General features: G+C 52.5%; 25 protein-coding genes. 12 read left to right on the forward strand and 13 right to left on the reverse strand.

All coding sequences use genetic code 11. The features are described 5' to 3' along the window. Window positions 1-129 precede the first annotated feature (129 nt). The 4 genes from xseA to ACY430_RS01235 all read right to left on the reverse strand — a co-directional run bounded on the left by xseA (window position 130) and on the right by ACY430_RS01235 (window position 3,215). Window positions 130-1,296 carry an exodeoxyribonuclease VII large subunit gene (gene xseA, locus ACY430_RS01220; RefSeq protein ID WP_462137084.1) on the reverse strand — a complete coding sequence of 389 codons (1,167 nt, stop codon included), beginning with the start codon at window positions 1,294-1,296 and terminating at the stop codon, window positions 130-132. Continuing rightward, window positions 1,293-1,658, reverse strand: coding sequence for a pentapeptide repeat-containing protein (locus tag ACY430_RS01225; protein WP_462137085.1), 366 nt, complete (start codon window positions 1,656-1,658; stop codon window positions 1,293-1,295). The genes xseA and ACY430_RS01225 overlap by 4 nt, the downstream gene beginning before the upstream one ends. Before the next feature lie 7 nt (window positions 1,659-1,665). Next, on the reverse strand, window positions 1,666-2,118 hold the full coding sequence (locus tag ACY430_RS01230) for a peptidylprolyl isomerase (protein ID WP_462137144.1): 453 nt from the start codon (window positions 2,116-2,118) through the stop codon (window positions 1,666-1,668). A gap of 167 nt (window positions 2,119-2,285) precedes the next feature. After that, window positions 2,286-3,215, reverse strand: coding sequence for an acyl-CoA synthetase family protein (locus tag ACY430_RS01235; protein WP_462137086.1), 930 nt, complete (start codon window positions 3,213-3,215; stop codon window positions 2,286-2,288). Between the two features lie 90 nt (window positions 3,216-3,305). Between ACY430_RS01235 and ACY430_RS01240 the strand changes: the two genes are divergently transcribed. Further along, window positions 3,306-4,670, forward strand: coding sequence for a CCA tRNA nucleotidyltransferase (locus ACY430_RS01240; protein WP_462137087.1), 1,365 nt, complete (start codon window positions 3,306-3,308; stop codon window positions 4,668-4,670). A gap of 105 nt (window positions 4,671-4,775) precedes the next feature. Here the strand turns inward: ACY430_RS01240 and ACY430_RS01245 are convergent, their stop codons facing one another. Genes ACY430_RS01245 through hemL form a run of 5 tightly spaced genes read right to left on the reverse strand, consistent with a single transcriptional unit; the run spans window position 4,776 to window position 7,692 of the window. Continuing rightward, the gene (locus ACY430_RS01245; RefSeq protein ID WP_462137088.1) at window positions 4,776-5,099 is read right to left on the reverse strand and encodes an ATP synthase F0 subunit C; all 324 of its coding nucleotides are present in this window, start codon (window positions 5,097-5,099) and stop codon (window positions 4,776-4,778) included. A 36-nt stretch (window positions 5,100-5,135) separates the two neighbouring features. After that, entirely contained in the window at window positions 5,136-5,822 is a 687-nt protein-coding gene (atpB, locus tag ACY430_RS01250) for a F0F1 ATP synthase subunit A (protein WP_462137089.1), read from the reverse strand. Further along, window positions 5,809-6,165, reverse strand: coding sequence for a hypothetical protein (locus tag ACY430_RS01255; RefSeq protein WP_462137090.1), 357 nt, complete (start codon window positions 6,163-6,165; stop codon window positions 5,809-5,811). The genes atpB and ACY430_RS01255 overlap by 14 nt, the downstream gene beginning before the upstream one ends. Next, complete coding sequence (locus tag ACY430_RS01260) at window positions 6,162-6,356, reverse strand: AtpZ/AtpI family protein (RefSeq protein WP_462137091.1); 195 nt, start codon at window positions 6,354-6,356, stop codon at window positions 6,162-6,164. Before ACY430_RS01260 ends, ACY430_RS01255 begins: the two co-directional genes overlap by 4 nt. A gap of 10 nt (window positions 6,357-6,366) precedes the next feature. Then, window positions 6,367-7,692 (reverse strand): glutamate-1-semialdehyde 2,1-aminomutase, encoded by a 1,326-nt coding sequence (gene hemL / locus ACY430_RS01265; RefSeq protein WP_462137092.1) that lies wholly within the window; start codon window positions 7,690-7,692, stop codon window positions 6,367-6,369. A gap of 106 nt (window positions 7,693-7,798) precedes the next feature. On the opposite strand from hemL, the gene cbiE reads away from it, so the two are divergent. The 6 genes from cbiE (at window position 7,799) to ACY430_RS01295 (ending at window position 14,721) form a co-directional block, all read left to right on the forward strand. Next, window positions 7,799-9,001 carry a precorrin-6y C5,15-methyltransferase (decarboxylating) subunit CbiE gene (gene cbiE, locus ACY430_RS01270; protein WP_462137093.1) on the forward strand — a complete coding sequence of 401 codons (1,203 nt, stop codon included), beginning with the start codon at window positions 7,799-7,801 and terminating at the stop codon, window positions 8,999-9,001. After that, on the forward strand, window positions 8,998-11,325 hold the full coding sequence (cobM, locus tag ACY430_RS01275) for a precorrin-4 C(11)-methyltransferase (protein WP_462137094.1): 2,328 nt from the start codon (window positions 8,998-9,000) through the stop codon (window positions 11,323-11,325). The genes cbiE and cobM overlap by 4 nt, the downstream gene beginning before the upstream one ends. After that, window positions 11,315-12,421, forward strand: coding sequence for a cobalt-precorrin-5B (C(1))-methyltransferase (locus ACY430_RS01280; protein WP_462137095.1), 1,107 nt, complete (start codon window positions 11,315-11,317; stop codon window positions 12,419-12,421). The genes cobM and ACY430_RS01280 overlap by 11 nt, the downstream gene beginning before the upstream one ends. After that, window positions 12,414-13,337 (forward strand): ATP-binding protein, encoded by a 924-nt coding sequence (locus ACY430_RS01285; RefSeq protein WP_462137096.1) that lies wholly within the window; start codon window positions 12,414-12,416, stop codon window positions 13,335-13,337. Before ACY430_RS01280 ends, ACY430_RS01285 begins: the two co-directional genes overlap by 8 nt. A gap of 110 nt (window positions 13,338-13,447) precedes the next feature. Next, window positions 13,448-14,152: a vWA domain-containing protein gene (locus ACY430_RS01290; RefSeq protein WP_462137097.1), complete on the forward strand. Its 705-nt coding sequence runs from the start codon at window positions 13,448-13,450 to the stop codon at window positions 14,150-14,152. Next, a complete protein-coding gene (locus ACY430_RS01295; protein WP_462137098.1) occupies window positions 14,149-14,721 on the forward strand; it encodes a cob(I)yrinic acid a,c-diamide adenosyltransferase in 573 nt (190 codons plus the stop codon). The genes ACY430_RS01290 and ACY430_RS01295 overlap by 4 nt, the downstream gene beginning before the upstream one ends. 3 nt (window positions 14,722-14,724) lie before the next feature. Here the strand turns inward: ACY430_RS01295 and ACY430_RS01300 are convergent, their stop codons facing one another. From ACY430_RS01300 to pyrE, 4 genes are all read right to left on the reverse strand, one after another. Next, a complete protein-coding gene (locus ACY430_RS01300) occupies window positions 14,725-16,920 on the reverse strand; it encodes an ATP-dependent helicase (RefSeq protein WP_462137099.1) in 2,196 nt (731 codons plus the stop codon). Window positions 16,921-16,930: 10 nt separating this feature from the next. Beyond that, entirely contained in the window at window positions 16,931-17,677 is a 747-nt protein-coding gene (locus ACY430_RS01305) for a phosphoadenylyl-sulfate reductase (protein WP_462137100.1), read from the reverse strand. Between the two features lie 10 nt (window positions 17,678-17,687). Next, entirely contained in the window at window positions 17,688-18,665 is a 978-nt protein-coding gene (locus tag ACY430_RS01310) for an anion permease (RefSeq protein ID WP_462137101.1), read from the reverse strand. A 359-nt stretch (window positions 18,666-19,024) separates the two neighbouring features. Beyond that, on the reverse strand, window positions 19,025-19,567 hold the full coding sequence (gene pyrE, locus ACY430_RS01315) for an orotate phosphoribosyltransferase (protein WP_462137102.1): 543 nt from the start codon (window positions 19,565-19,567) through the stop codon (window positions 19,025-19,027). A gap of 77 nt (window positions 19,568-19,644) precedes the next feature. On the opposite strand from pyrE, the gene ACY430_RS01320 reads away from it, so the two are divergent. The 5 genes from ACY430_RS01320 to ACY430_RS01340 all read left to right on the forward strand — a co-directional run bounded on the left by ACY430_RS01320 (window position 19,645) and on the right by ACY430_RS01340 (window position 26,134). Then, window positions 19,645-21,009, forward strand: coding sequence for a hypothetical protein (locus ACY430_RS01320; protein ID WP_462137103.1), 1,365 nt, complete (start codon window positions 19,645-19,647; stop codon window positions 21,007-21,009). Continuing rightward, window positions 21,006-21,956, forward strand: a complete 951-nt coding sequence (locus ACY430_RS01325) for an inositol monophosphatase family protein (protein ID WP_462137104.1) — start codon at window positions 21,006-21,008, stop codon at window positions 21,954-21,956. The genes ACY430_RS01320 and ACY430_RS01325 overlap by 4 nt, the downstream gene beginning before the upstream one ends. 79 nt (window positions 21,957-22,035) lie before the next feature. After that, window positions 22,036-23,382 carry a hypothetical protein gene (locus tag ACY430_RS01330; protein WP_462137105.1) on the forward strand — a complete coding sequence of 449 codons (1,347 nt, stop codon included), beginning with the start codon at window positions 22,036-22,038 and terminating at the stop codon, window positions 23,380-23,382. After that, on the forward strand, window positions 23,379-24,647 hold the full coding sequence (locus ACY430_RS01335; protein ID WP_462137106.1) for an NAD(P)/FAD-dependent oxidoreductase: 1,269 nt from the start codon (window positions 23,379-23,381) through the stop codon (window positions 24,645-24,647). The genes ACY430_RS01330 and ACY430_RS01335 overlap by 4 nt, the downstream gene beginning before the upstream one ends. Next, the gene (locus ACY430_RS01340) at window positions 24,644-26,134 is read left to right on the forward strand and encodes a 4Fe-4S binding protein (protein WP_462137107.1); all 1,491 of its coding nucleotides are present in this window, start codon (window positions 24,644-24,646) and stop codon (window positions 26,132-26,134) included. The genes ACY430_RS01335 and ACY430_RS01340 overlap by 4 nt, the downstream gene beginning before the upstream one ends. Window positions 26,135-26,136: the final 2 nt, after the last annotated feature.

Here is a 26,136-nt window from a genome sequence, read left to right on the forward strand (position 1 = left end):
ACTCTTTATAGAACCGCGCGGTTCAAAGCGACAAAATTCATAACTTTTGCGCCGCGCGGAAGATTTTTTGAATTGTGTCCTCGCTTTGCACGGACACATTCAGTTTTTCACGGGACGGGGCGGTTCTATTCACTTTTCTGAAAGTTTTTTCACTTCGGCAAGAGCCGCGCCTTTGGCAAATCTGATTTTAAGTTCATCGCCTTTGCGGAGCGAAGACGCGTCCGTAACGGGCTTGTCCGACCCCGTTGTGCGGGCAACCGAATATCCGCGCTCCAGAGTCGCAAGCGGACTCAAACCGTCAAAACGCATGGCAAGCGCGGACAGTTCGTATTGCGTTTCCGCAAGATGCGACCGCGCGGCGCGGACAAGGGAATCGGAAACCGCGTCCAAATCCATCGCCGCGTAGGAAAGCGCGTTTTCAAGAGCGGCGCCGAGCCGCCGCCGAATCTCCGTGAGACCCCCGACCATATCCGCCTTGACCGCAACCGCCATTTCCGCCGCCGCGGACGGCGTTGCCGCGCGGGCATCAGCCGCAAGATCTGACGCGGTTATATCGGTCTCATGACCGACCGCCGAGACAACCGGCTTTGAACAGCCCGCCATGGCGCGGGCGACAATCTCCGTGTTGAAAGCCGAAAGGTCTTCGCCCCCGCCCCCGCCGCGCGCGACAATGACGATGTCAACACCGGTTTTTTCCAGACGGCTCAGGGCGAGCGCAATTTCCGCAGGCGCGGATTCGCCCTGAACAGACGCGGGCGAAACGGTTATTTCAAGGTTTGGAAACCTGCCGTGCGCGACCTTGATGATGTCCGCCAGAGCCGCGCTTGAGGGCGCGGTTACAACCCCGATTTTGCGGCAGAGAAACGGCAGCGGCTTTTTCCTTTCGGGCGCGAAAAGCCCTTCTTTTTCAAGTTTGGCGAGAAGTTGTTTGAGCGCAAGCGCTTCGGCTCCGGCTCCGCGCGGCTCAAGTGTGAGGATTGAAAGATTGACCGTGCCGCGCCGTTCGTAAAAATCGGTTTGACAACGGCACAGAACCTTCATTCCGTTTTCAGGAATGAAGCCGATATTAAAAGTGTTCCGCTTCCAGCACGCGGCGCGAATTTCGCTGTTTTCGTCCCGAAGGGAGAAATACCAATGCCCGCTCCGGTGCGCGGTGAAATCCGTTATTTCGCCCTCAACCCAGACAAAACCGCCGCCCGCCCCCCTGACCGCCGAGCCGATGAGCGCGTTCAGTTCGCTGACGCCGTAGATTTTGTCGCCCGTGAAGTCGTCAAACGAGGGAAGTTTTTCGGTCAATATTGATGCCCCTCGGTTTTGGCAAAACGCATATTCGCGCCTTCGGTGTCCGCTTCGTCAATGTTCGCGCCGATGAGGTGCGCGCCTTCAAGGTCGGCGTTTTTCATGTTCGCGCCCGCAAGATTTGCGCCTTCAAGGTTGGCTCCGTAAAGGTTGGCTCCGGTGAAATCGGCTCCGGTGAAATCACACCCTTTGCAGAACGCGAGTTTCATGTTCGCGCCCGCAAGATTCGCGCCCGCAAGGTCTGTTTCTGAAATGTCCGCCCACGAGAGGTCGGGCGTAGAGTCCGGATTTTCACCGCGCCAGAGGTTCCATTCGCCCGCGCCTTTTTTTACCGCTTCAATGTGTTCGGGGTTCGCCATTTGCGCGCTACCGCCCGGCGGCGGTAACTTTTTCCATTTTGTCGCCCTGTTGTATGGCGTCCACAACGTCCATTCCGTCAATAACTTTGCCGAAAACCGTGTGGCGTCCGTTCAGGTGCGGCTGGGGCGAATGGGTTATGAAAAACTGGCTTCCGTTCGTGTCGGGACCGGAGTTCGCCATTGAAATTACGCCGCGTGAGTGGACAAGCGGACTGCCCGCCGTTTCGTCCTCAAACCTGTATCCGGGACCGCCGCTGCCGGTTGCCGAGGGGTCGCCGCCCTGAACCATAAAATCCGCTATGACGCGGTGAAAAACAACGCCGTTGTAAAACCCCTCACCGGAGAGAAACACGAAGTTGTTGACCGTTTTCGGCGCGTGTTCGGGATACAGCTCAAGCGTGATCTTGCCTCTGTTTGTCTCAATCTCCACGACATAGATTTTTGAAGTGTCTATGCTCATTTCGGGCGGGGTGTCCCACTGTTTTGTTTCCGGCATTTTCTTTCCTCCGTATGGTTTCGCGGCCGAGCCGTTCGCAATAAAAAGCGCGGACGCGAGAAAAATCGCGGCAAGAACTTGTTTTCCCATTATTTTTGTTTTCACTCGCGGAAAAACCATTCTAACCGAATTCAAACGGCGCGGAAAAAGATTTCCGACACCTCCACTTTTTTTTGCGAATAGAACTCCGCGATTTCGCCGTTTGGCGCGGCATCTGTAAAGATGCGCTCAAGCCGTCCGCCGAAAGCGGATCTTCCTTCCGCGAGCCGGGCGGCGTTTTTAATGCCGTCCGAATCAAGAAACACCGCGGTCGGCATAATTTCAAGAATGTCCGCAAAGAAGTCCGCCTCGCTTTCCGCCGCCGCCAGACGCGCTGACGCGCAGAGAGGGAGAAACCTCACCGCGCGCGAAAACATATCGGCTCGCGGAAGGTGGCAGAACACCTGAGAGTCCCCGCTTAAAGCCGCGCCGGTGAGCGCGGAATCAAGAGCGCGCATAAAACCGCTTTGGGAAAATGTTTGCGGCTCGCTTTCCCGCCCCCGAACTTCAATGGCGGGCGCATCCGCACCGACGGACGAGAACATCGCGCTCAGTTCATCGGTCAATTTTTTGCTTTTAAGAAAACCGAATTTGAGCGCGGCTCTGAAATCAACAACTGCGCCGCCCGGTTTGGAGCCGCCGGATTTGGAAAGAAAAATCGCTTTTTTGGCTCCGCCCGAGGCAAATTCCGCGGCGGATTCGGGAGTCGCGGCAAACGCCGCCTTCGCGCCCGCCGTATCGCGCGAGCCCGGAGCAAACCCGCTTACCGCGACCCCGCCGAGCATAAGAACGGCGGTTTCGGAGACAAGCCCTTCATACGCGCCGCCGCACTCAAAAAACGCCCGGTCTCCGGACTTGAAACCGTCTCCCGCGAGAAAGGCAGCGATGCTGCGCACGTCCGTCTCAAAATCCTTCCAGGTTATCTGTTTCCAACTCCAGCCGTCCCGCTTCTGGACGAGAAGGGACGGGCCGTTTTCGGACACTCTGGCTTTTATCATTTCGGGCAATGTGTCGGGAAGCATTAAAACTCCGGCGCGGATGAACAAAAAGTTTTCCGCTTTTGAGCGGTATAATATACAAGCGCGCCCGCTCTTAAAACAAGGAAACCCCAAATGCCGCAAAACCATGCAGAAATAGACACCGGATATTTTTCCGAGCCGCTTTTCAAAAAAGCGGGGGGCGTTGTGCGCTCGCTCAAAGATGCGGGGCATTCCGCGTTTATGGTGGGCGGGTGCGTGAGGAATATGCTGTGCGGGCTCGCGGCGGGTGATTTTGACCTCACCACGAGCGCGACCCCGCAAGAGGTGCGGAAGATTTTTCCACGCACCGTTGCGGTGGGCGAAAGCTTCGGTGTGATTATAGTCTCAAAGGGGTCTGACAGTTTTGAAGTGGCGACTTTCCGTAAGGATTTTGATTACAAAGACGGCAGGCACCCCGAAACGGTGTCTTACGGAACGAGCGAAAAAGATGATGTGGAGAGAAGGGATTTTACGATAAACGGGCTTCTGCTTGACCCTGAAAACGGGGAGATTTTTGACTACGTCGGCGGGCGGAAAGATCTGGAGGCGAAGATTGTGAGAACCATCGGCGAGCCGGAGCGGCGGTTCGCTGAAGACCGCCTGAGAATGCTGCGGGCGGCGCGTTTCGCGGCGGATTTGGGTTTTGAGATTGAGCCGCGCACTTTCAGGGCGATTGTGAAAAATTCGCGTTTCATAGAGGAAGTGAGTGCGGAAAGGGCGCGCGATGAAATTGTGAAAATTCTAACGCACAGAAACAGCGGGCGCGGGCTGGGGCTTTTGCGCAAAATGGGGCTTCTCGCTCATGTTCTGCCCGAAGCGGACGCAATGGCAGGCGTTGAACAGCCGCCCGAATTCCACCCCGAAGGCGATGTGTTTGTTCACACACAGATTGTTCTGGACAAGTTGGCGGAAGACTCACCGGAGCGTTCGGGAGAGCTCGCGGTCGCGGCGTTGCTTCACGATGTCGGCAAACCGCCGACTTTTGAGAACAGCGACAGAATACGTTTCAACGGCCATGACAGGGTCGGGGCGGCAATGGCGAAAAAAATCTGCCGCCGCCTGAGGTTTTCAAACAAGCAGGTTGAGAGAATATCGGAACTTGTGCGCCATCATTTGAAATTCAAGGATATTTTCAAAATGAGGCAGAGCACGCTCAAGCGGTTTCTCGGAATGCCGTATTTTGAGGAGCATCTTGCGCTCCACCTTGCGGACTGCCTCGCGAGCCACGGAATGACCGATGCGTATGAGTTCGCCAAAACGAAATTGGAAGAAATGGGCGAAGAGGAAATCAAGCCAAAACCGATTTTGACGGGAAAGGATTTAATCAAAATGGGCTTTGAACCCGGACCGGAGTTTTCAAAAATCCTCGCCGAAATTGAAGAAGCGCAACTTGAAAACCGCCTCAAAACCAAAAAGCAGGCGGCTGAATTCGTGAAAGAGAAATACGGAAATAAATGAGGAGTTAGTCCTCAAATACAACTTTTCTGAAAGTAAAAACCGCGCGGAGCCGGAAAAAAATCCGGCTCCTTCAATAGCGGAGTTTATGCGTCTGTCCCGACGAAATCAGATCTTGCTCTGAAGCAGAAACGCAATGAGAAGCGCGTAAATAACGAGCGACTCAATAAGGGCGAGACCGATAATCATCGGCGTCTGAATCTTTGACGCCGCGCCGGGGTTTCTCGCTATTCCTTCAAGAGCCGCCGCCGTGGCGCGCCCCTGACCGAGTCCGGCAATCGCCGCCGCGATGCCTATCCCGAGCCCCGCTCCGAGCCCGATGCCGAGTTTGGCAAGATCACCCGTTTCTCCGGATGCCGCGGCCGCTTCCGGCGCGAAAGAAAAAACACCGGTAACTAAAAGACCGGTAACAATAAAAACAAACCTTTTCATCTTACTTCCTCCTTGAAGGTTATCTCCAAAATAAAATCAGTGGTGCGACTCCGCAAGCCCGATATAGATTGCGGAAAGCACGGTAAATATAAACGCCTGAAGAAAACTGACAAATATGCCGAGCCCGATAAAAATCACGGGCACGATGAAATGCGTCAAATTCATAAAAACACCCATAACCATGTGGTCGCCCGTGATGTTCATAAACAGCCGCAGAGAGAGCGAAAGGGGGCGCACAACGTGGCTCACAAGCTCAATTATGAGCATCAGCGGAGCAAGAAACGCGACCGGACCTAAAAACTGCCGCACGTAGCCTGCGCCATGCGCGCGAAAGCCGTAGAAGTTATACATTATGAAAATCAGAATCCCGAACGCGAGCGTTGTGTTGAGCGTACCGGTCGGCGGAAGAAAGCCCGGCACAACTCCGAGCAAATTGCAAAAAAGTATGAAGAAAAATGAGCCCGCAAGCAGAGGGAAATAGTGTTTTGCCTTCTCACGCGAGCCGAGAATGTTTGTGAGCATTGAGAGCAGAAAATCTATGCCTATTAACTCAACGAAATTCCTGAAAGACACCCTGTCCGAGGGCAAATCCGAGGTGTCGGCGGACACGCTTTTTTTGAAAAGCAACCCCGTTACAACAAGAAAAGAAACCACCACTCCGAGCCCGATTATATGGTCAAAGCGACCCAGCCCCAGCAAATAAAACCAACTAAAATGTTCCACTGTTCTTAGTAAGACCCGCCGTTATAACTCCCGCAACCCCGGCGGTCAGACCCGTAGTAAAACCTATAATATCCAAACTTGCAACCTTAACCAGAAAAACCACAATTCCCGCAAAAACCGCGATTTTCATAAAGAACAAAACTCCCGCCCGCACGCTTGAAATTTTGCCCTTTTCACCCCGTCCCGTGAACGCTGAAACTATGAGCCGCAGAACCAACACATCAGCCGCGAACAGCGCGCCTGAACACGCGGCGGCAAACGCGAAACCGCCTCCGAAAAACACCCATCCTATGAGCGCGGAGAGCGCGGCAAACACGAAAGCGAACCCTTCGAGCGCTCTCATCCGAACCTCCCGAGCGTTCTAAAGAGCAAAATCATTCCGCAAACCGTACCAAGAATAAGCCCCGCAACCGTCATATACGGCGTCTGGTTTGCCATTTTCGCGTCAATCCAGTCGCCCGCGAGAAGCCCTGTGGAAACCGCGACTGCGAACTCAATCCCCACAACCGCGAAAACCATCCACCTATTTTTCATCGTTCGCCCCTCATCGCCCGCCCCCCGCGCAAACACGCCCGAAAGCGTATTCAATCGCTTTGATTGTTTTTTGAATATCCCTTTCGGTGTGCGCCGTTGAAACAAAAGCCGCCTCAAACTGAGAGGGCGGAAAAAGAACACCTTTTGAGCGCAGGGCGGAGTGAAAAACGCTGAATTTCCCGGTGTCGCAACGCAGAGCGGAGACGTAGTCCGTAACGGGGTCGGGCGAAAAAAAGACCGTCAGCATTGAGCCAACCCGATTGACCGTAACGCAAACGCCGTTTTTTCGCGCCGCGTCCGCCGTGCCTTGCGCGAGGGAGGACGCGAGGCGGTCAATCTTTTCATATCCGCGTGCGCCGATGCCCGTGATTGTGGCTATCCCCGCCGCGACCGCGAGCGGATTACCCGAAAGCGTTCCCGCCTGATACACGGGACCCAGAGGCGACACCATGTCCATAATCTCTTTTCGCGCCCCGAAGGCGCCAACCGGAAGCCCTCCCCCGATGATTTTGCCGAGGCAGGTTATGTCCGGCGTTACGCCGTAAAGCCCCTGCGCGCCCAGGCCCCCTTTGCCGCGCAAGCGGAAGCCCGTTATGACTTCGTCAAAAATCAAAAGCGCGCCGCGCTCACGCGAGATTTTTCGCAGGAACCTCAAGAAACCCCGTGCGGGAGGAACAACTCCCATGTTTCCCGCGACCGGCTCAACCACAATTGCGGCGATTTTTCCGCCGCGCCACGCGAAAAGTTTTTTCACTGAATCCGTGTCGTTGTATTTTGCCGTGAGCGTTTGCGCGGTAAACGCATTGGGCACGCCGGACGAACCCGGACGGGCGAAGGTTGCCGCTCCCGAACCGGCTTTTACAAGCAGATGATCGGCATGGCCGTGATAGCAACCGTCAAACTTCACAATCAGGTCGCGCCGTGTGAACGCTCTGGCAAGACGCACGGCGCTCATAAGGGCTTCGGTTCCGGAATTGGTCATTCTGACTTTTTCCACCGATTTGAAAGATTTTGTAACAATTTTCGCGAGCTCAATCTCCGGCTCGCACGAAACACCGTAACTTGTTCCCGCGCGGGCGGCGGACGTTACGGCGCGAATAACCGAGGGGTGGGCGTGCCCGATTATGAGCGGACCCCATGACGCGATGTAGTCCGTGTAGCGGTTGCCGTCCGGATCGTAAACCGTTGCGCCTTTTGCTTTTGAGACGAAAAGCGGCGAGCCGCCGACCGCGCTGAAAGAGCGCACGGGGCTGTTCACTCCACCCACAAGAACATTTTTGGCGCGGTTGAAGAGCACGGACGATTTGGCATTTTTAAGTTTGGTTTTTTTCACCATCGGGCGTTCCCGCCACCGAAGGCGCGGGTGGGGGATAGCGGGAGTGAGATAGTATAGGGGGCAAGCGCGTTTTTTCAATCGCGGGCGCGTATGTATATTTTGAGTTATGAGGAAATCTCCGCCAGCAGCCACAGAGCCGGAATTGACCGCCATAGGAATAACGTGCGAGGGCGGAAGATTCACTTTGCCCGAAAAAGCCGCCGAAGCCGTGCGGAGTGCACGCGTTTTTTCCGGCGGAAAAAGGCATTTTGAAAAAGTCCGCGATTTGCTTCCCGAAGGCGCGCGGTGGATAGATATGGACGGCGACATTGAAAAAACCCTGCGCGCTTACGACCGCCATCTGGACACCCGGGGCGGAACGATTGTTATTTTCGCATCCGGCGACCCGCTTTTTTACGGAATCGGTTCCACAATAAAAAAACTGCGCCCCAAGCGCAAGTTAAAGGTTTTTCGCGCTCCGAGCAGCATAGAGACTCTCTTGCGCAAAGCGGACATCATTTGTGAAAACATCGCTTTTGCTTCGGTTCACGGGCGGGACTGGCACGAACTTGACGCGGCTTTGATAGCGGGAGAGAAACTCACGGGACTTCTTACCGATGCCGTGAACTCGCCGGATTCCGCGGCGCGGCGAATGATTGAATACGGATTTGAGAACTACAAATGCGTAACGGGGGAAAACCTCGGGGAAAAAGACGAAAAAATCCGCGCACTCACGCTCAAAGAGACCGCGCGAAGCGATTTCCGCCAGCCGTGCGCCGTAATACTTGAAAAAACTGCGGCGCCGGAGCGGGAGGAAAAACAGTTTGAAACGCTTCCGGGCAGACCCGGAATGATAACAAAACCGCCCGCCCGCGCACGGGCAATTGAGCGCCTTGAACTTGGAAAGTTTGAGCATTTTTGGGACATCGGATTTTGCACGGGGTCGGTTTCAATTGAGGCGCGCCGCCGTTTTCCGCGCGTGCGTGTTACGGCTTTTGAAAAAAATCCGCTTTGTGAAAAACTGATTGAAAAAAACGCGAAAAATTTTTCCGCGCCCGGAATAAAAGTTGTGATGGGCGATTTTTTTAAATCCTCGCCGGAAAAACTGCCCGCGCCGGATGCGGTTTTTATAGGCGGGCACGGCGGGCGACTCGGAGAGATGATGGAAATTCTCGGAAAAATCATGCGGGCGGGCGGAAAAATTGTTCTCAACAGCGTTACGGAAAAAAGCGGAAAAACATTCCGTGCGCGCGCGGAGGAAGCGGGGTTTGAATTTGAAGCGTGCGTGACCACGGGAAATATTGAGATTTTAAGCGCGGTGAAAAGATGAAAAAAATCGCAATAATAGCAGTCTCGGTGGCGGGAACAAAAATTGCCCGCGAAATCGCGAAAGAAATCCCGGACGGAAAAACTCTTGCCGACATTGTTTCAACCCGAAAAGGCGCGGGGATTAAAACCGTAAAATCAATCGGCGTTTTTACGGCGGAAAACTTCGGGAAATATGACGGGTTTATTTTCATAGGCGCGCTTGGAATTTGCGTCCGCTGTATTGCGCCGAACATAAAAAATAAAAAAACCGACCCGGCGGTCGTAAATGTTTCCGAAGACAAACTTTTCGCACAGTCAGTTCTGTCGGGACACGAGGGCGGAGCCAACAAACTCGCGGAAAAAACGGCAAAAATTATCGGAGCCGAGCCCGTTATCACAACGGCGACCGAAACCCGGCCGAAATCCCTTTTCGTGGGACTTGGAAGCCAAAAAGGCGTGGAGCCGGACGATTTTATAAAATCGTTTGAAAAAGAAATGAAAGCGCGCGGGTTTTCGCTTTTTGAGGTCGCCGTGATTGCTTCGGCGAAAATAAAAGAATCCGAGCCCGCTTTTGCCGCGCTTGCGGAAAAACTTAAAATTCCCTTTCGCGTTTACGATGAAAAACATCTGGCAAAAATCCCCAAGCCAAACCCGTCTGCGATAGTGAAGAAAAAAACCGGAACGGACGGCGTTTGCGAGCCCGCCGCACTCGCGGTTTCGGGAGCGAAAAAACTCATCGTTGAAAAAACAAAAACAACCCTGCCGTCCGGCAAAAAATACACGTTTGCGGTTGCGGAAAATCCGCGCCCGTCTCTCGTGGCGATAGTTGGCGCGGGACCCGGAGACCCGCGCCTTATAACGGTTGAGGGACGGGATTTAATACGGCGGGCGGATTTGATTCTTTACGCGGGAAGTCTCGTGCCGGAAAATCTGATAAAAAATGTAAAACCCTCCGCCACAGTGAAAAACTCCGCCGTTATGACGCTTGAAACGCAAACAAAACTTATGGAAAAGTTTTACAAAAAAGGCGCGTTGATTGTCCGCCTTCATTCCGGAGACCCGTCAATTTACGGAGCGACCCGTGAGCAGATGGAAATTCTGGACAAGAAAAAGATGGAATATGTGATTGTGCCGGGAGTTTCATCTTTTCAGGCGGCGGCCGCGCGGCTTGAGACGGAGTTTACCGCGCCCGAAATTTCACAGTCAATAATTCTCACCAGAGGCGAAGGAAAAACTCCCATGCCAAAAGGTGAAAAACTTTCTGAAATGGCAAAGCACCGCGCGACTATGTGCATTTTTCTTAGCGCTAAAATGGGGCGGAAAGTGCAAAATCAACTGCTTGAACATTACAGCCCCGAAACTCCCGTTGCCATTCTTTACCGCGCGACATGGGAGGACGAAAGAATTTGGCGCGGTGAATTAAAGGATTTGGCGGACATAATCCGCGAAAATAAACTCACCCGAACCGTTCTTATTGTTGTCGGAGACGCGCTCGCGAAAAGCGGCACGCGCTCGCGGCTTTACCATCCGCAGTGGCGGCATCTGTTTCGGGCGGAGAAAAAAAAGGAATTGCGAACGCCGGACATTATGGTATTTGGCGGAACAACGGAGGGGAAAAAGGCGGCGGCGGCGTTGGACAAACAAAAAACGCGCTATTTTTATTCCACTAAAACAAAAACGGATTTTCAGCCGTCTGAGTTCTGCGAATACATACACGGGGATTTGAACGGCAAATCGTTGCCGCAATTTGCCAAAAAAAATAAAATCAAACTCATCATAAATGCCGCGCATCCGTTCGCACGCCATTTGCACGCGACTGTTTCGGAAATGTCGCGAAAAATGGAAATTCCCGTAATAAGATTTGAAAGAAAATATCCGCAAAGAATAAATCACCGGCTTGTTTGCTATTGCGAAAGCTACGCGGACGCGGTCAAAAAATTAAAAAACCGCAAAGGCGCGCGTCTGATTTTAAGCGGTGTTCAAACGCTTGAAGAGTTAAAACCGCTCTGGGAAAACGGATGCGTGTGCTACGCCCGCATTCTGCCGCGTGAAACTTCGGTCGCGGTTGCGGAAAAAGCGGGTTTTCCAAAAAACCGTCTTGTAATGGAAATGCCGCATCGGGACATTAAAAAAGAAAAAATGTTTTTCGAAAAACTGAAAATAAAATCAGTCGTAACAAAAGAAAGCGGGAACAGCGGGGGACAGAACGCCAAAATAAAAGCCGCCATTGAAACGGGCGTAAAAATCGCCGTTATAAAACGCCCCGTAAAACCGCTTTTCAACCGTGCGGTTTCTTCGGAAAAAGATTTAATCCGCGCCGTGAGGGAAATTAAAAATGTGTCTTAGTCCGCCCCCTGAAAACCTGAAAAAAATGAAAACGGGACTAACCACGGGAGCGTGCGCGACCGCATGTGCAAAAGCGGCGGTTATGAGCATATTTGAGAGAAAAAAAATAAAAGAGGTGAAAATTGAACTGCCCGGCGGAAAAACGGCTGATTTCAAAATTAACGATTGCAAATACGGAAAAAACAGCGCATCCGCCACAACCGTTAAGGATTCGGGAGATGACCCTGATGTTACGCACGGCGCGGTAATCGGCAGCAAGGTTTCTCTCAACAGCACGGGGAAAATCCGTTTTCTCACGGGCAAGGGAGTGGGAACCGTAACTCTTTCGGGTCTTGGAATAAAAGTGGGTGAGCCGGCAATAAACAGAGTTCCGAGAAAAATGATTGCCGAAGCGGTTGGCGGACTGCTTAAAAAAAACGGACGCGAAAATGCGGGCGCGGAAATAACGGTTTTTGTGCCGGAAGGTGAAAAACTCGCTAAAAAAACCCTCAATTCGCGGCTCGGCATTGAAGGCGGAATATCCATAATCGGCACAACGGGAATAGTGCGGCCATTCTCAAGCGCGTCCTATGTGGCAAGCATAATTCAGGCGGTCAAAATAGCGTCTGAAAACGGATGCGCCCATCTGGCCGCCTCATCGGGCGGAAGAAGCGAAAAGATCCTCCGCAAACAGTTTCCCGCCTTGCCTGACTACGCTTTTGTCCAATACGGCAACTGGATTGGCAGACTGCTTGATGCGACTCAAAAGAGCGGAATACAAGACCTGACCCTTGTTACAATGATTGGAAAGGCGGTGAAACTCGCAAGTGGGGATATGGACACTCACAGTGGAAAAAGTGAATGGAACAAGGAGCTTATGGCGAAAACGGCGAAAAAAGCGGGCGCGGATAAAAATGCGGTGGAAAGAATTCAAAAACTGAACATAGCGCGGCGTCTTGAAGAGATTTTCCCCGTCCGGGCGGGTGAGCCGTTCTATTCCGAACTTCTTAAACAGTGCCAGAAACACTGCCGGAAAAGGTTCAACGGCGCTCTCACGCTCGCTCTTGTGTCGGCGGACGGGCAAATTGTGTGGTATCCTGAAAAACCGGATGTCTGAAAAAACGGCAAAAATCTTCCCTTTCGCGGCGATATGCGGGCAGGACGACCTGAAACTCGCACTTATGCTCTGCGCTGTTGACGCGCAAATAGGCGGAGTTCTCGCGTGCGGCGAAAAGGGGACCGGAAAAACAACGGCGGTCCGCGCCATTGGAGACATGCTTTCGGATGCGGATTTGAATTTCCCCGTAATTAACCTGCCCATCGGCGCCACCGAAGACAGGGTTCTCGGAGCCGTTGATTTGGAAAAACTGATAAATGAAAAGCGGCAAATCGTCCGCTCCGGGCTTCTTGAACAGGCGGACGGCGGAATCCTTTACATAGACGAAGTCAACCTGCTTGACGACTATCTGACGGACATTCTGCTTGATGCCGCGGCGGCGGGCGAATACATGCTTGAGCGAGACGGAATTTCCCGGAAAGTGAAGTCGCGCTTTCGCCTCGTGGGAACAATGAACAGCGAGGAAGGCGAACTCAGGCCTCAACTTCTGGACAGATTCGGGCTTTGCGTTGAAATAAAATCCCCGGATGACCCGCAAACGCGCAAAACCGTGGCGCGCAGAAGAATGGAGTTTGACTCCGACCCGGAGGTTTTTTGCGCGGGTTTTGAAAAAGAACAGAAAAAACTGCGAAACAAAATAATTAAAGCGGTGGAAAATCTGGACGATGTGGCTGTCGGAGAGGAAATTTTTGACAGAGCATCGGAAATTGCCCTTTCAAGCGGGGCGGAGGGAATGAGAGCCGACATACTGATTGTAAAAGCGGCGCGCGCCCTCGCCGCTCTTGAGGGCGGGAATGAGACGGCCGCGGGTGATGTGGAAAAGGTAGCGCCTTTTGTTTTGCGACACCGCGCTCAAACTCCGGCGGATGAGGAAAAAAAAACTCCGAAAATTCCCAACCTGAGAACCGCGACTTAAAAAACAGCGCGGAACAACACGAAATAAAAGACGTTTCCGAATCGCTTTCCGATTACGGATGGTTTCCGAGAAATGAAAAACTGTTCGCCGCGAACGGTGATTTTTGTGCGATGAAAATAGAAACCGACCCTCCGGCCGCACGGCGCGGGCGGGTTGATTCCGAAGAGATAAACGCCGCCGCGCGAAACGGAAAACAGAGCATGGAAAAAATAGACGTCTATGAAACAGCGCGGAATTATATGATGCGCGGAGAGTTTTCCGAAAAAAATAAAATAGAGCGCGGACGCGGAAATATGAAGGTTGTTTTTATCGTTGATTCAAGCGGTTCAATGGCGCTTGGAAAACAAATTTCACACGCAAAAAAAATCATTGGCGAAACTGCCCGGAAAAACAGGGGGAAAGTTATGGAGTTTTCAGGAGTGGCTCTTTATGAGGACAGCGCGCGGATTTTTTCACCGCCGGGCACGGATGCGGAGAAATTAATTTCCAACCTCGCCGAACTTAAAACCGGAGGCAGAACAAACATGAGCGCGGGGATTGCGCTCGCGGGGAAAATGCTGAAAAAATCGCGCAGCGCGAAAAAGAATAACTCCGCGCTGTTCATATTCACGGACGGAAGAATTAATTTCTGCGAAAACGGAAAAGAGCCCTTTGAAGACAGCGTTAAAAAATTCAAAACAATTATCGGCGCGCGCGCAAAAACAACCGTGGTTGACACCGAAACGGGGTTTGTAAAAATAGGCGCAGCGTCAAAATTCTCCGAAGCCATAGGCGCAAATTACACGCGAACGGGAAAAATGGAGGCTGTAAAATGAAGATTTACACAAAAAAGGGAGACGCCGGAAAAACGGCGCTTTTCGGCGGAAGGCGTGTTGACAAAGATGACACGCGGGTCGAGTGCTACGGAACGCTTGATGAGGCGAATTCAACAATCGGGCTTTTGCGTTCCAAACTTGGAGAAAAACACCGGTGGCAGCCCGGGTTGCATAAAATACAGAAAGACATGATGGATATGATGTCGCATCTGGCGCGTCCGTCGGATTCGCACAAAAAAAACACAAACCCCCTGCCTGTTGACGGCGCGGAATTTTGCGAAAAATGGGTGGACGAGCTTGAAGAAAATATGTCGTCCCCTTCGGACTATTTTCTGCTTCCCGGCGGAAATGAAATATCGGCTTTGTGCCATATCGTAAGAACGCAGATAAGAAGAGGCGAGCGCAAACTTGTTTCGCTTATGAAACAGGACGAGGTAAATTCGGCTATCGCCGCCTACATAAACCGCCTTTCGGATCTTTTCTTCACTCTGGCGCGGGCTGAAATGGACGCCGCCGGAATGTCTGAGGAAAAATGGCAGCTTTTTCTCTACAAAAAGAAAAAGAAATAAAAATCACAGTTTTTTGAGAAAAGAGGCGAGAATTCTTTTCGTGCCCGCGGACGGAAATGAAACCGTTATATCAGCATTGTCACCCATGCCTTCAACCTTCACAATTTTTCCGCGCCCGAATTTATTATGGAGAACAAAACCGCCCGCGGCAAAACCGTCCGCGACCTCGTGCGAATTTTCGGGAGCGGGAACAAAAAGCGGCTGAGTATCGTCATCCGGCTCCGTTTCCGGGCGAAAACGAAACGCCGGCTTGAAATTTTCATACATTTTTAATTCATCGGGGATTTCGTCAAAAAACTGCGAGGAGATCATTGACTCCTTTTTTCCGTAAAAATTCCTTTGAATCGGATAGCACAGAAAAAGACGCTTTTTCGCGCGCGTCATACCCACATAAAAAACCCGCCTTTCCTCCTCAATGTCGCTGTCATCGCGAACCAACGGAATCACATTTTCGTTCACGCCGACTATAAAAACAACCGGAAACTCAAGCCCTTTGGACGCGTGAAGTGTCATGAGTTTTACCGTATCGTCTCCGGTCTCCGTGTCCAAATCACTCGCGAGTGCCACCTGCTCAACAAAATTCCGGAAATCCGCTTCGCCCTCCTCGCGCTTGTCAAACTCATGCGCGGAATTTACAAACTCATCAACGTTTTCTTTTTTATTTTCATCCTTTTGAAGAAATTCACGGTAACCGGTTTTTTCAACAACCTCTTTGAGAGTCTCAGCCGCCCCCCTGCCCCGGGCGAATTGTGAGAGGTTTTCAATCATAAGCGCAAATTTCCCGACCGCGCGGACGGCTCTTTCTTTCAAAAAATTCCCTTGCGGGGTGCGGCGAATTGCCTCCATTATTGAAATTCCGTTTGAAGACGCGAATTCCGAAAGTTTCTCAACAGTCGTGCCCCCTATTCCCCTCGACGGGGTATTTATTATTCTCAAAACCGCGGCGTCATCGGCGGGATTTAAAAGAAGACGCATATAGGAAATTAAATCCTTTATTTCTGCGCGGGCGTAAAAACTCAAAGCGCCGACAACAACGCAGGAAATTCCGTCTTCTTTGAAAAACCTTTCTTCAATAAGGCGGGATTTGCTGTTTGTGCGGTAAAGAATGGCGAAATCACCCGGTGAAAAATCGCCTGTTTCCACAAGCGATTTAATTTTTAAAACCACGAAATCCGCCTCGTCAAACTCGTTGCGCGCCTCATAAATCCCTATCGGCTCGCCGCTGTCGCGGTCGGTGCGCATATTTTTCTTTACGCCGAAAACATTGTTACCTATAACGGCGTTGGACGCGTCAAGTATGTTCGCGGTTGAGCGGTAATTTTTTTCAAGATGAACTATTTTTGAACCGGGAAAATCATCGGCGAAACCCAGAATATTTTTAATTTCCGCTCCGCGCCATCCGTAAATTGACTGACTGTCATCGCCGACCGCGCAAATTTCAGCGTTGTCCTGCCCGAGCATTTTTATAAATTGATACTGAACGCGGTTCGTGTCCTGATATTCGTCAACAAGAATGTGTTTGAAACGGTCTCTGTATTTTTCCAGAACATCGCAGTTTTTCTCAAAAAGTTGCGCGACAAAAGAAAGCAAATCGTTAAAATCAAGCGCGTTGGCGCTTTCCAGGGCGGCGGCGTATTTTTTCATCACTTCCATTTTTTCCAAAACATCTTTTTCGCCCGGAGAAAATGAGTTCCGCAGGGGCGGAAAACTGTTGTCTCTTTTGAATCTTTCAATTCGGCTTCTCACAACCCGGGGCGGCAGAATTTTTTCGTCTATCCCCATTTCCGTGAGGATTTTCTTCAACACGCTCATCTGGTCGTTTGTGTCGTAAATCACAAAGCCGCTTGTATATCCAAGCCCCAGTTTTTCAATGTCGTTGCGCAGTATGCGTGAGCAGATTGAATGAAAAGTTCCGAGCCATATGCCCGAAATTTTATCGGGAACAAAATTCTCCACCCTGTTTTTCATCTCGCGCGCCGCCTTGTTTGTGAAGGTAACGGCGAGAATTTCCGAGGGGGACACGCCTTTTTCATTTATGAGAAACGCTATACGGCTTGTAAGAACGCGGGTTTTACCCGAACCCGCTCCCGCAAAAACAAGAATATGCCCGCCCGTGTGGCAAACCGCCTCAAACTGTTCGGGGTTGAGATTTTCCACGGGAAAGGACGGAGAGGCGGAGCTGGGTTTGTTTTCACTCATCTGCGGATTTTTAGTTTTTGTCTTCGCCCGGAACGGTTTCTTCATGGACAAAATGTATGCCGCATTCCTTGTCGGAATCCGATTCCCACCACCATCTGCCGGCTCTTGAGTCTTCTCCGGGGGAAATTGCGCGCGTGCACGGCGCACAGCCGATAGAGGTGTAGCCCATGTCATACAGTTTGTTGTAGGGAACATCGTTTGATTTCACATAGTCCCAGACGCGCTCCTCGGTCCAGTCCACAATGGGGTTGATTTTTAAAATCCCGCCGTGAATGTCGTCTATTTCAAATTTTTGCGCTTCCGCCCGGCGCCCGGTCTGGTCTCTGCGCAGAGAGGTTATCCAGCAGTCAACGCCTGAGAGGTATTTGCGCAAGGGGTTCACCTTCCTTATGCCGCAGCACAAATGCCTGTTTTCCACCCCTTTGTAGAAAAGATCCATGCCGTGCGCGGAAACCATTTCCTCAACCTCGGCGGGGTCGGGCGTGAGAACTTCCACTTCAATGCCGTATTTTTGCCTGACCTTCTCCATTGTTTCGTGAGTTTCGGGATTGAGCCGCAATGTGTCAATTGTAAAAACGCGCGCGCCCGGATTGACGCCCAGAAGGATGTCAAGCACAACCGAGCCCTGAGACTGAAAACTTGTCGCGAGCGCGACTTTGGGATGAAGCTTGGCGATTGCCCACGAAAGAACCTCTTCGGGCCCCTTGTCCTCAAACCGCCTGTTAAGCTCCTCAACCTGTTCACGGGTGAATTTCATCTTTCCGCCCCTATTTTACCACAAGAAGCATGCTCGCCGCATATCCGATTCCAACCGTGATAAACGGCACCGCGATCCAGAAAAACGCTATTTTGAGCACGTGGCGGTTTTTCGCGGTCTTTGCGAAACCGTGCTGTGCGCAGGAAAAGCCCAGAATTCCCGCCATTACTATCTCGGTTATTGAAACCGGAATTCCCGACAGAGACGCCACCACTATTATCACCGCCGCAGTCGCTTCAACCGTTATTGCCCTTATCAGACAGATTTCGGTTATTTCCTTTCCCACGGTTTCAAGAACCCTTCCGCCGAGAAGAAGCGCGCCCGCCGCCATTGCCACTCCCGCCAGCAGAGAGCCCCAGAAGGAGTCAATAATTCCAAGCCCCACAATGGGACCCACGGCGTTGGCGGAATTGTTCGCCCCCGCCGAAAAAGCGAGGAAAGTTCCCGAAACGGTTATGCACCATTTCAACACTCTTCCGACTGAGTCCTCTGAAAAATTTTCAACCAGATAGTTGAGAATTTTGTAATACAGAAATCTGCCGACAAAAAAACCGACCGCCCATGAAAGCACGGGCGCGGCTATCCACCAGCCGATTATTTCGTAAAAACGACCCTCGTTGAGAGTGCCGAAGAAAAGCCCTATGCCCGCGATTGAGCAGACAATCGCATGCGTTGTGGCGACCGGAATCTTTGAAACATTTGCCCACGAAACGAAAACAAGCGCAATAACAAGCACGGCAATCGTGAGTATGACTTCAGACTCAAACACCGAGGGGGGAACGATGCCCTTGCCCATCGTCTCGACAACGGGGGCTCCCGCGACCACCGCGCCCAGAATCGCAAAAACCGCTATGAGCCAGACCGCCTGTCTCTTTGTCCTCGCTCCCGCGCCGTAGGACGAAGCCATCGCGGCGGCGGAGTTATTGGCTCCGATATTGGCGGCGAGCAAAATCGACAAAAGCACGGGCGCTGTCAAAAGAAGTGCCATTTCAAAACTCTCTCAAAAACAGATGCGCAAAAAACCGACCGCGTTGCCCGCTTTGCAGGGGAAACACGAACAAAAACGCATATTTTCCGCCGCTGAAACACCCGCAAACGGGCGAAAAGCGGGAGAAAACCGCGCTCAAATCACATACAACAGGAACAGCGCACACAGCCGCAGACCGGTGCGCAAAAAGAAATAAAACAGTTGTTGAAAGTGTCGGACATTGTTTGCCACTCGTCTGTTTTCAAGCGGGAATAATATGCGGGCGAAGGGTAAAAGTCAATTCCGGGCGCGATTACCGCCACACTTTGTTCGATGAAATCACCTCGCCCGAAAAAGGGAAAGAAAAAGTGTGAGCGCGCTCACTCCACAAGTTCGCTTACGTCAAAAATGCTGAATAAATCAATGCCTTCGTCCTCAAACAGTTTGTTTGTGCCGGAGCGGTTGACTACAACCATAATCTTTGACACTTCCGCGCCCACCGCCCTGATTGCCCCGACGGCGCGCAAAACCGAGCCGCCCGTGGTAATAACATCTTCAACAATCACGGCGCGGTCGCCTTTTTGCAGGTTTCCCTCAACCATGCGCTGAGTGCCGTGTTTTTTCTCCTCTTTGCGAACGATGAAGCCGTGAATATCGGGTTTTTCGCAAAATGCGAGCACCGCACCCACAATGGGGTCGGCTCCAAGCGTGGGGCCCCCTATCGCGTTTGCGTCTTTGTCTTTTATAAACTCTTCAAGGAAAATCGCGGCGGCAAGGCGCGCGCCTTCGGGATGAAGAGTGGTTTTTCTGGCGTCTATGTAAAGGCTGCTTTTCACTCCGGAAGCGAGTGTGAAATCTCCAAACTGCACTGACTGCTCAAGCAGTATGCGGCGCAACTCGTCTTTTTCCCGTTTCAAACTCATCTGTGGAAAGGAGGAAAATACACTGCTTCGCGCCGTTGTTCAATCTGTTATGTTGCTCGGAGAAACCGGCGTGCGGAATGAAAAACTCAAGCGCAATACTTGCTGTGGGAACAGTGGCGGCTCTGTGGGCAATCACGGGATTTTCGGAAAGTTTTTCCGCCTATCCGCAGGCAACCGCCCAGATGCCGACCCTGCGACTCGCCGCCCTGCTCAGCGCGGCGGCGGTTTTTTATTTCGCGGCAATCCACACGGGTGAAAGAGCCGGAAAATCCCCGCGTCTCGCGGTGGTTTTTATAATCGGGCTCGTGATGCGCCTTGCGGGGCTGCTCTCGCATCCGGTTCTTGAAGACGACTATTTTCGCTATCTGTGGGACGGAGCGGTTACGGCGGCGGGCGAAAATCCTTACCTTTTCGCGCCCGCGCAAGCGCTCGCGGGCGGAGCGGGAGACGCGCTCAAAACACTCGCGCAACAGTCGGGTGGAATCGCGGAAAGAGTAAACCATTCGCATTTAACAACCATTTATCCGCCTGTGGCGCAGATGTTTTTCGCGCTTTCACACACGGCGGCGGAATGGAGCGTGAGCGCGTGGCGGCTTGTTCTGCTTGTGGCGGACTGTGCGACTTTTTTCCTGCTCGCGCGGTTGCGCGCGGGCAAGGCGGCGCCTGCAATTTACTGGTGGAATCCGCTTGTGGTTTTTACGATTTTCTTTTCATGCCATTTGGAAGCGCTTATCTTTCCGTTTGTTCTGGGAGCCCTTTTGGCAATGAGGGGGGGAGCGCGGCGCGGAATTTGGGCGCTTGCGCTTCTTTGCGTTTCAGTCGCGGTCAAGGTGTGGACGGTGGTTCTTGCCGCTCCGGTTCTGCGGGCTTTGAGAGGCGGCGCGAAACAAACCGCCTCGCTTTTCGCGCTTTTCTGCGTCAGTTCACTTGCGGTTCTGTCCCCGTTACTCGCTTCGGTGGGCGCGGAAAACTCAGGGCTCACCGCTTACGTTTTGGACTGGGAAAACAACAGCTCATTTTTCAGGATAGTTGTGTTCGTCTGTGAAAAATCGGCTTTTGCACTCGGATTGGGCGCGGGGCACGGATTTTTCGCGGCAAGGATTGCCACCGCAGCCATAATCGCGCTTGGAACGGTGTGGGTGTTTTTCTCAAAAAGATGGGAGCCGTCCGACCTCGCGGGAAGATGCCTTTTTGTGTCCGCGCTTGTGTTCCTTGTGATACCGACTCAATTTCCGTGGTATTACTGTTGGGTCGTGCCGTTTCTCGCTCTCAGAACCGGAGGCGCGAAGTGGTCTCTGCTGGCTCCAACCGCTTTGCTGCCCCTCTATTACATTAAATACGGGCTTAACGGACAAGGCGCGTTTGGCTCACTGATTGTCTGGACCCAGTTCGCGCCGGTATGGATAATGCTTGCGTGGGAGCATCTTCGGAGGAAAAGTTGAGTTTTGAAAAGGAAACGGCGGTCGCTCTCAGGGCTGTGGCGCGTGCGTGTGCCGTGTGCGCGGCGGCGCAGAAAGCCGGTTTTGAGAAAAACAAAAAGTCGGACGGAACGCCCGTAACCACAGCGGATTACGCCGCGCAGTTTGTTCTGATAGAGGAGATAGCAAAACATTTTCCGGCGGATGAAATCGTGGCTGAAGAGAGCCCGCCCGGCACTTGCGCAAAAAACATCTCCGCTCTCGCTGACTCCGGGACGGACGGCTTGCTTGAGGATATTTTGAAACTCATTCCGGGAACCGGAGCGGGCGAATTTATGGAAACGGTCGGTCGGGGAAACGCGGACGCGAAATCGGAAAGGTTCTGGGCGCTTGATCCGATTGACGGAACGGCGGGGTTTATAAACTTGGGTCAGTTTGCCGTTGCCGCCGCTCTGGTTGAAAACGGCCGTCCCGTGCTGGGTATGCTCGGCTGCCCCGGTCTCGGGTTCATAATGTTCTCCGCACCGGACGGCGTCCGTAAAGCGCGGATTGACGGCTCGCGCACAGAACCCGTGAGCGCGCCGGAGCGGAGCGCGGGGAAGATAGTTTTTTGCGAAACGGCGCGCGGAACGCCCGAAGCCTACGCGCTTACGGAAAAAATCATGAGCGGAACGGGCGCGCGGACGCAGTCCGTCAAAATGGACGCCCAGTGCAAATACGCTCTTGTGGCGGGCGGAGAGGCGGACGCATACCTGCGCGTTCCCAATCCGGACGGGAGGCGGGAAAACATTTGGGACCACGCGGCGGGCGCGGCGATTGTAGAGTGCGCGGGCGGGCGGGTTTGCGATTTTGACGGGCGCAAATTTTGCTTTTCACAAGGACGGACTTTTGAACGCAACAGAGGCGTGGTAGCCGCAACGGATGGGGTTTACGGCAAAGTGATGGAGGCAATACAAAAAGCGGTGGCGTAAAAAAAATTCCTCTTGCGCCCCAAAGAGTGTTATTATTTCCCCTGTTCAAAAACTTCAAATTTACGGTGGATACTGAAAAATGGCTACCCGAAAAACAACGATGGGCAAACTGAGCAAACGTTACGAAGACGCGTTCAAATATCCGCTTTTTGACTCTATCTTCAATCGCCGTTCGCGCAGGTTCGGACTTGGAATGGAGTTGCCCGAAACGAGCACTCTGGGATTCAAATCGGCATATAAGCCGGTGCCGCTTGAAGAGCTTGAGGAGGCGCTTCTTGTGTGGTCGGGAACGGGGCTGACGGGGCTGTGCCTGGCCGACCTGCCGCCCGAAAACGGAATTGATCTTCTGTGCCAGTGGACGGGAAGAACATGGCCGTCCGCGTGCAACAACCACGGAACCGAACTTTTCTTCACAAATGACAAAGGGCTTTATCACGTTGACGTAAAGCACATGCTTCCCGAACCGGGCGAGTTGGACATATTTTTCAAAATGGGAAAGCAGAAGCGCATGGAGCGCATGCTTGAACTTTACAGGAAAAGTCTTGTCCGGCTTGAGAACAAAAGAGCCGACCTGCCGGACAAAATGCCCGGCCTGTTTGACTTCAATCAGTGGAACACGAACAAGCCCGGAACATCGGTGTTCATACCCGTAACAGACGTTACCGAAGAATACTTAAACCTGTTGCTTCTGTATTGCAGCAGCAGTTACGGCTTTTCCATCACGGACGATTTGACGGGCAAGCCCGCCGGGCTGGGCAAATGGATAAAGAAAGGGCGAATCAAGGGCGAGGTGAAACTGTCTCTGTTCGATCTTGAGGTCAGAATCCTTACGGGTCTCAATGTTGAGCAGGCGTTTGTGTGCCAGAATATGAGCCTCACTTTGCAGGCTCTCGGGCTTGCGGGATGGACTTTCACGGGGCTTGTGCCGCGTTTCGCGCTTGGCGCCGTGCCGGATATGTTCAAGGGACTGGGCTTCAGATTCATTCAGCCGAAAAGAGGCTCCATAGATCCGCCTGCGACCATTCCGGTCGGCAGAGACGGCGTTTTTGAGGGATACTGCCCGCCCTACTACAAAAATATGGACGAGGCGATTGACGCGTTTCTGGAACACAAGGCTACGGCGTGGCAAAGCAACAAGCCGTTCCCCTACACCGAGCCGGACAAACACCTTATGCGGGCGCCGCAACCCACGGAAACCACAATACAAATCGTGCGGGATGTGGCCAACTACATTTACGACAGATACGGGCGTTTTCCGGCGTTCGTTGACCCGATGTATATGCGGCTTGTCTTTCAGGCGATGCACATTGACACGGAGTTTTACGACAAACACTACCCTCAGGGGTCTTACACCGATGTGCATAAGAAAACTTTTCTGGCAAACAAACCAAAAGCGGAGAAGAAAAAGAAGAAGAGTAAAAAATGAAAATCGCGATTATTGGAAACGGCATAACCGGTGTTTCGGCGGCATTGAGAATAAGGGAACTCAAACCCGACTGGGACATTGTTATGATTTCCGGCGAATCGGATTTTCACTACTCGCGCCCCGCTCTGATGTATATCTACATGGGGCATATGAGTTATCAGGACACAAAACCGTATGAAGACAGCTTCTGGCGGGAAAAGCGCATTGAAACCGTGCGCGGCTGGGTAACGGAAATTGACGCAAAAAACAGCCGCCTGCTTATTCATAAAAAAGACCCCGTAAATTTTGACAAACTGCTGCTCGCGGTCGGGAGCACACCCAACAAATTCGGCTGGCCCGGACAGGACCTGAAAGGCGTTCAGGGGCTTTACGACCTCATGGATTTGCGCGAATTGTATGAAAACTCAAAAGGACTCAAACACGCCGTAATAACAGGCGGCGGGCTCATAGGCATTGAGCTTGCCGAAATGCTTCACTCTCGCGGGGTGCATGTAACTTTTCTCGTGCGCGAAAAATCGTATTGGAACCGCATACTGCCGAACGAAGAATCCGCTATGGTGAACAGGATTATAGAAAAAGAAGGAATTGACCTGTGCCTTAACACCGAACTGGAGGAAATCACGGACAACGGAAACGGCCGGGTCGGCGGAGTAATTACAAAAGACGGGCGGAAAATGGAGTGCGGTCTTGTGGGGCTGACCGCGGGCGTGAGTCCGCAAACGGCTCTCGCGGACGGCGGGGGAATAAAAACCGGTCGCGGCATACTTGTTGACCGCAGCTTCAAAACGGATGCGGAAAACATTTACTGCGCCGGAGACTGCGCGGAAATCATAACGGGCGAAGAGCGCAACCTTCTGCAACAGGTGTGGTATACCGGCAAAGCGCAGGGCAAAGCGGCGGGCGAAGCGATGTGCGAAATTCCGACAAACTACGAGCCCGCGACATGGTTCAACTCGGCAAAGTTTCTTGACCTTGAATACCAGACATACGGACAGGTTAATCTCTCGGTTGAGGGTGAAAAAAACCTCTACTGGGAAAAGCCCGACGGGCTCGCGGCTCTGCGGATTGTCCATACCGATGACGCCGTAATCGGCGTGAATGTGATGGGACTGCGCTACCGCCACAAGGTTTGTGAAGGATGGATTGAGGAAAAACGCCCGCTTGATTATGTGCTGGACAATTTGAGCGAGGCAAATTTTGACCCGGAGTTTTACACTCTTTATGAAAAAGAAATTGCGGGCGTTCTCATGGAGCAGGCACGATGATGGATTCCAAAACTCTTTCCTATGACTACAACGAGGAAACTCTCGGCTTTGAAGAGCCGGTGGTTGCGCCCGAAGAGCAACTTTCTTTGGGCGAAAAAATCTGTCTTGCGCTTGTGGGCACGGGGTTGCTCGCGCTTGTTCTGCAAATGGTCGGCGGTGTTCCCGCAGGCTCGTGGGCGGGGCTCATTCTCGCTTTCGGGTTTCCGACCGTCGGAGGCGCGGGCTACTTCTACCTTGCCTACAAAGACGGCATACCCGGCATCAAAAACAACGCGAACTACTTCAAAAGCGTCAGTTCGCGCGGAAGTCTCGGATGGATAGCGGGCATTTTTATGACCGGCTTCTACATTCTGGTCTATATAAACCCCGCTCCGCTTGCGGGCGCGGTGGAAATTGTCTCCCCGCTTCACTCGCTGCTCACGGGCGCGGCGGCGGCGGACACAAGCCACTGGTTCCTCTACGGGCTTATCTACACAATCGCGATTCTGGTTTTCGGCGTGCGAATGATTATGCGCTACCGGCACAACCGTTATCAGCAAATCCGCACCGTTTCAGTGATGTTTTTTCAACTCGGTTTCGCGTTCATCATTCCCAATATTTTGAAACTGTTTCAGCAACCGGAGTTTTATTTCAGTTATTTCTGGCCTCTTAAATACGACTACCTTTTCCCCGGCACGGTTGAGGGAATGATCAACCACCCGGGCGGGCTCGGAATGTTTTTCATTCTTTGGGGCGCGATTATGACCTTCGTGGCGACTCCGCTTCTGACATATAAATTCGGCAAAAGATGGTATTGCTCATGGGTTTGCGGCTGCGGCGGGCTTGCCGAAACGCTTGGCGACCCGTGGCGGCAGCTGAGCGACAAATCAATGAAGGCGTGGAAGGTTGAAAGGTGGATGGTTCACGGCGTGCTTGTTTTTATAACTTTCACAACGCTTGTGCTGTGGGCAAATTCCGCGGCGGGCGGACAGATTTTCGGCGGATTTTCGGAAGGGCTTTCATACACTTACGGATTTTTCATCGGCGCGGTTTTTTCGGGCGTTATAGGGGTCGGCTTCTACCCCATTATGGGATCAAGGGTGTGGTGCAGATTCGGTTGCCCGATGGCGGCAGTTCTCGGAATTTTCCAGAGATTTTTCTCAAAATTCAGAATTACGACAAACGGCGGGCAGTGCATGTCATGCGGAAACTGCTCAACCTACTGCGAGATGGGAATAGACGTGCGCGCCTACGCGCAGAAAGGCGAGAACATCATACGCGCCTCATGCGTTGGTTGCGGAATATGCGCGGCGGTTTGCCCGCGAGGCGTCCTCAAACTTGAAAATGGCGCAACCTTCGCCGACAGATACAGAGGTGCGGAAAACCCGTTCGGCGCGCTCATTGAAGCGGTCAAAAGAGACAACACAAGCGGCATTGTTGAAATGCCGACAAAAGCGAGCGCGGTTAAATTTGTTCGGGGAATGAAGGATGTTAGGGTGCGTTCATAAAA

This window comes from Candidatus Mycalebacterium sp. (genome assembly GCF_977828045.1).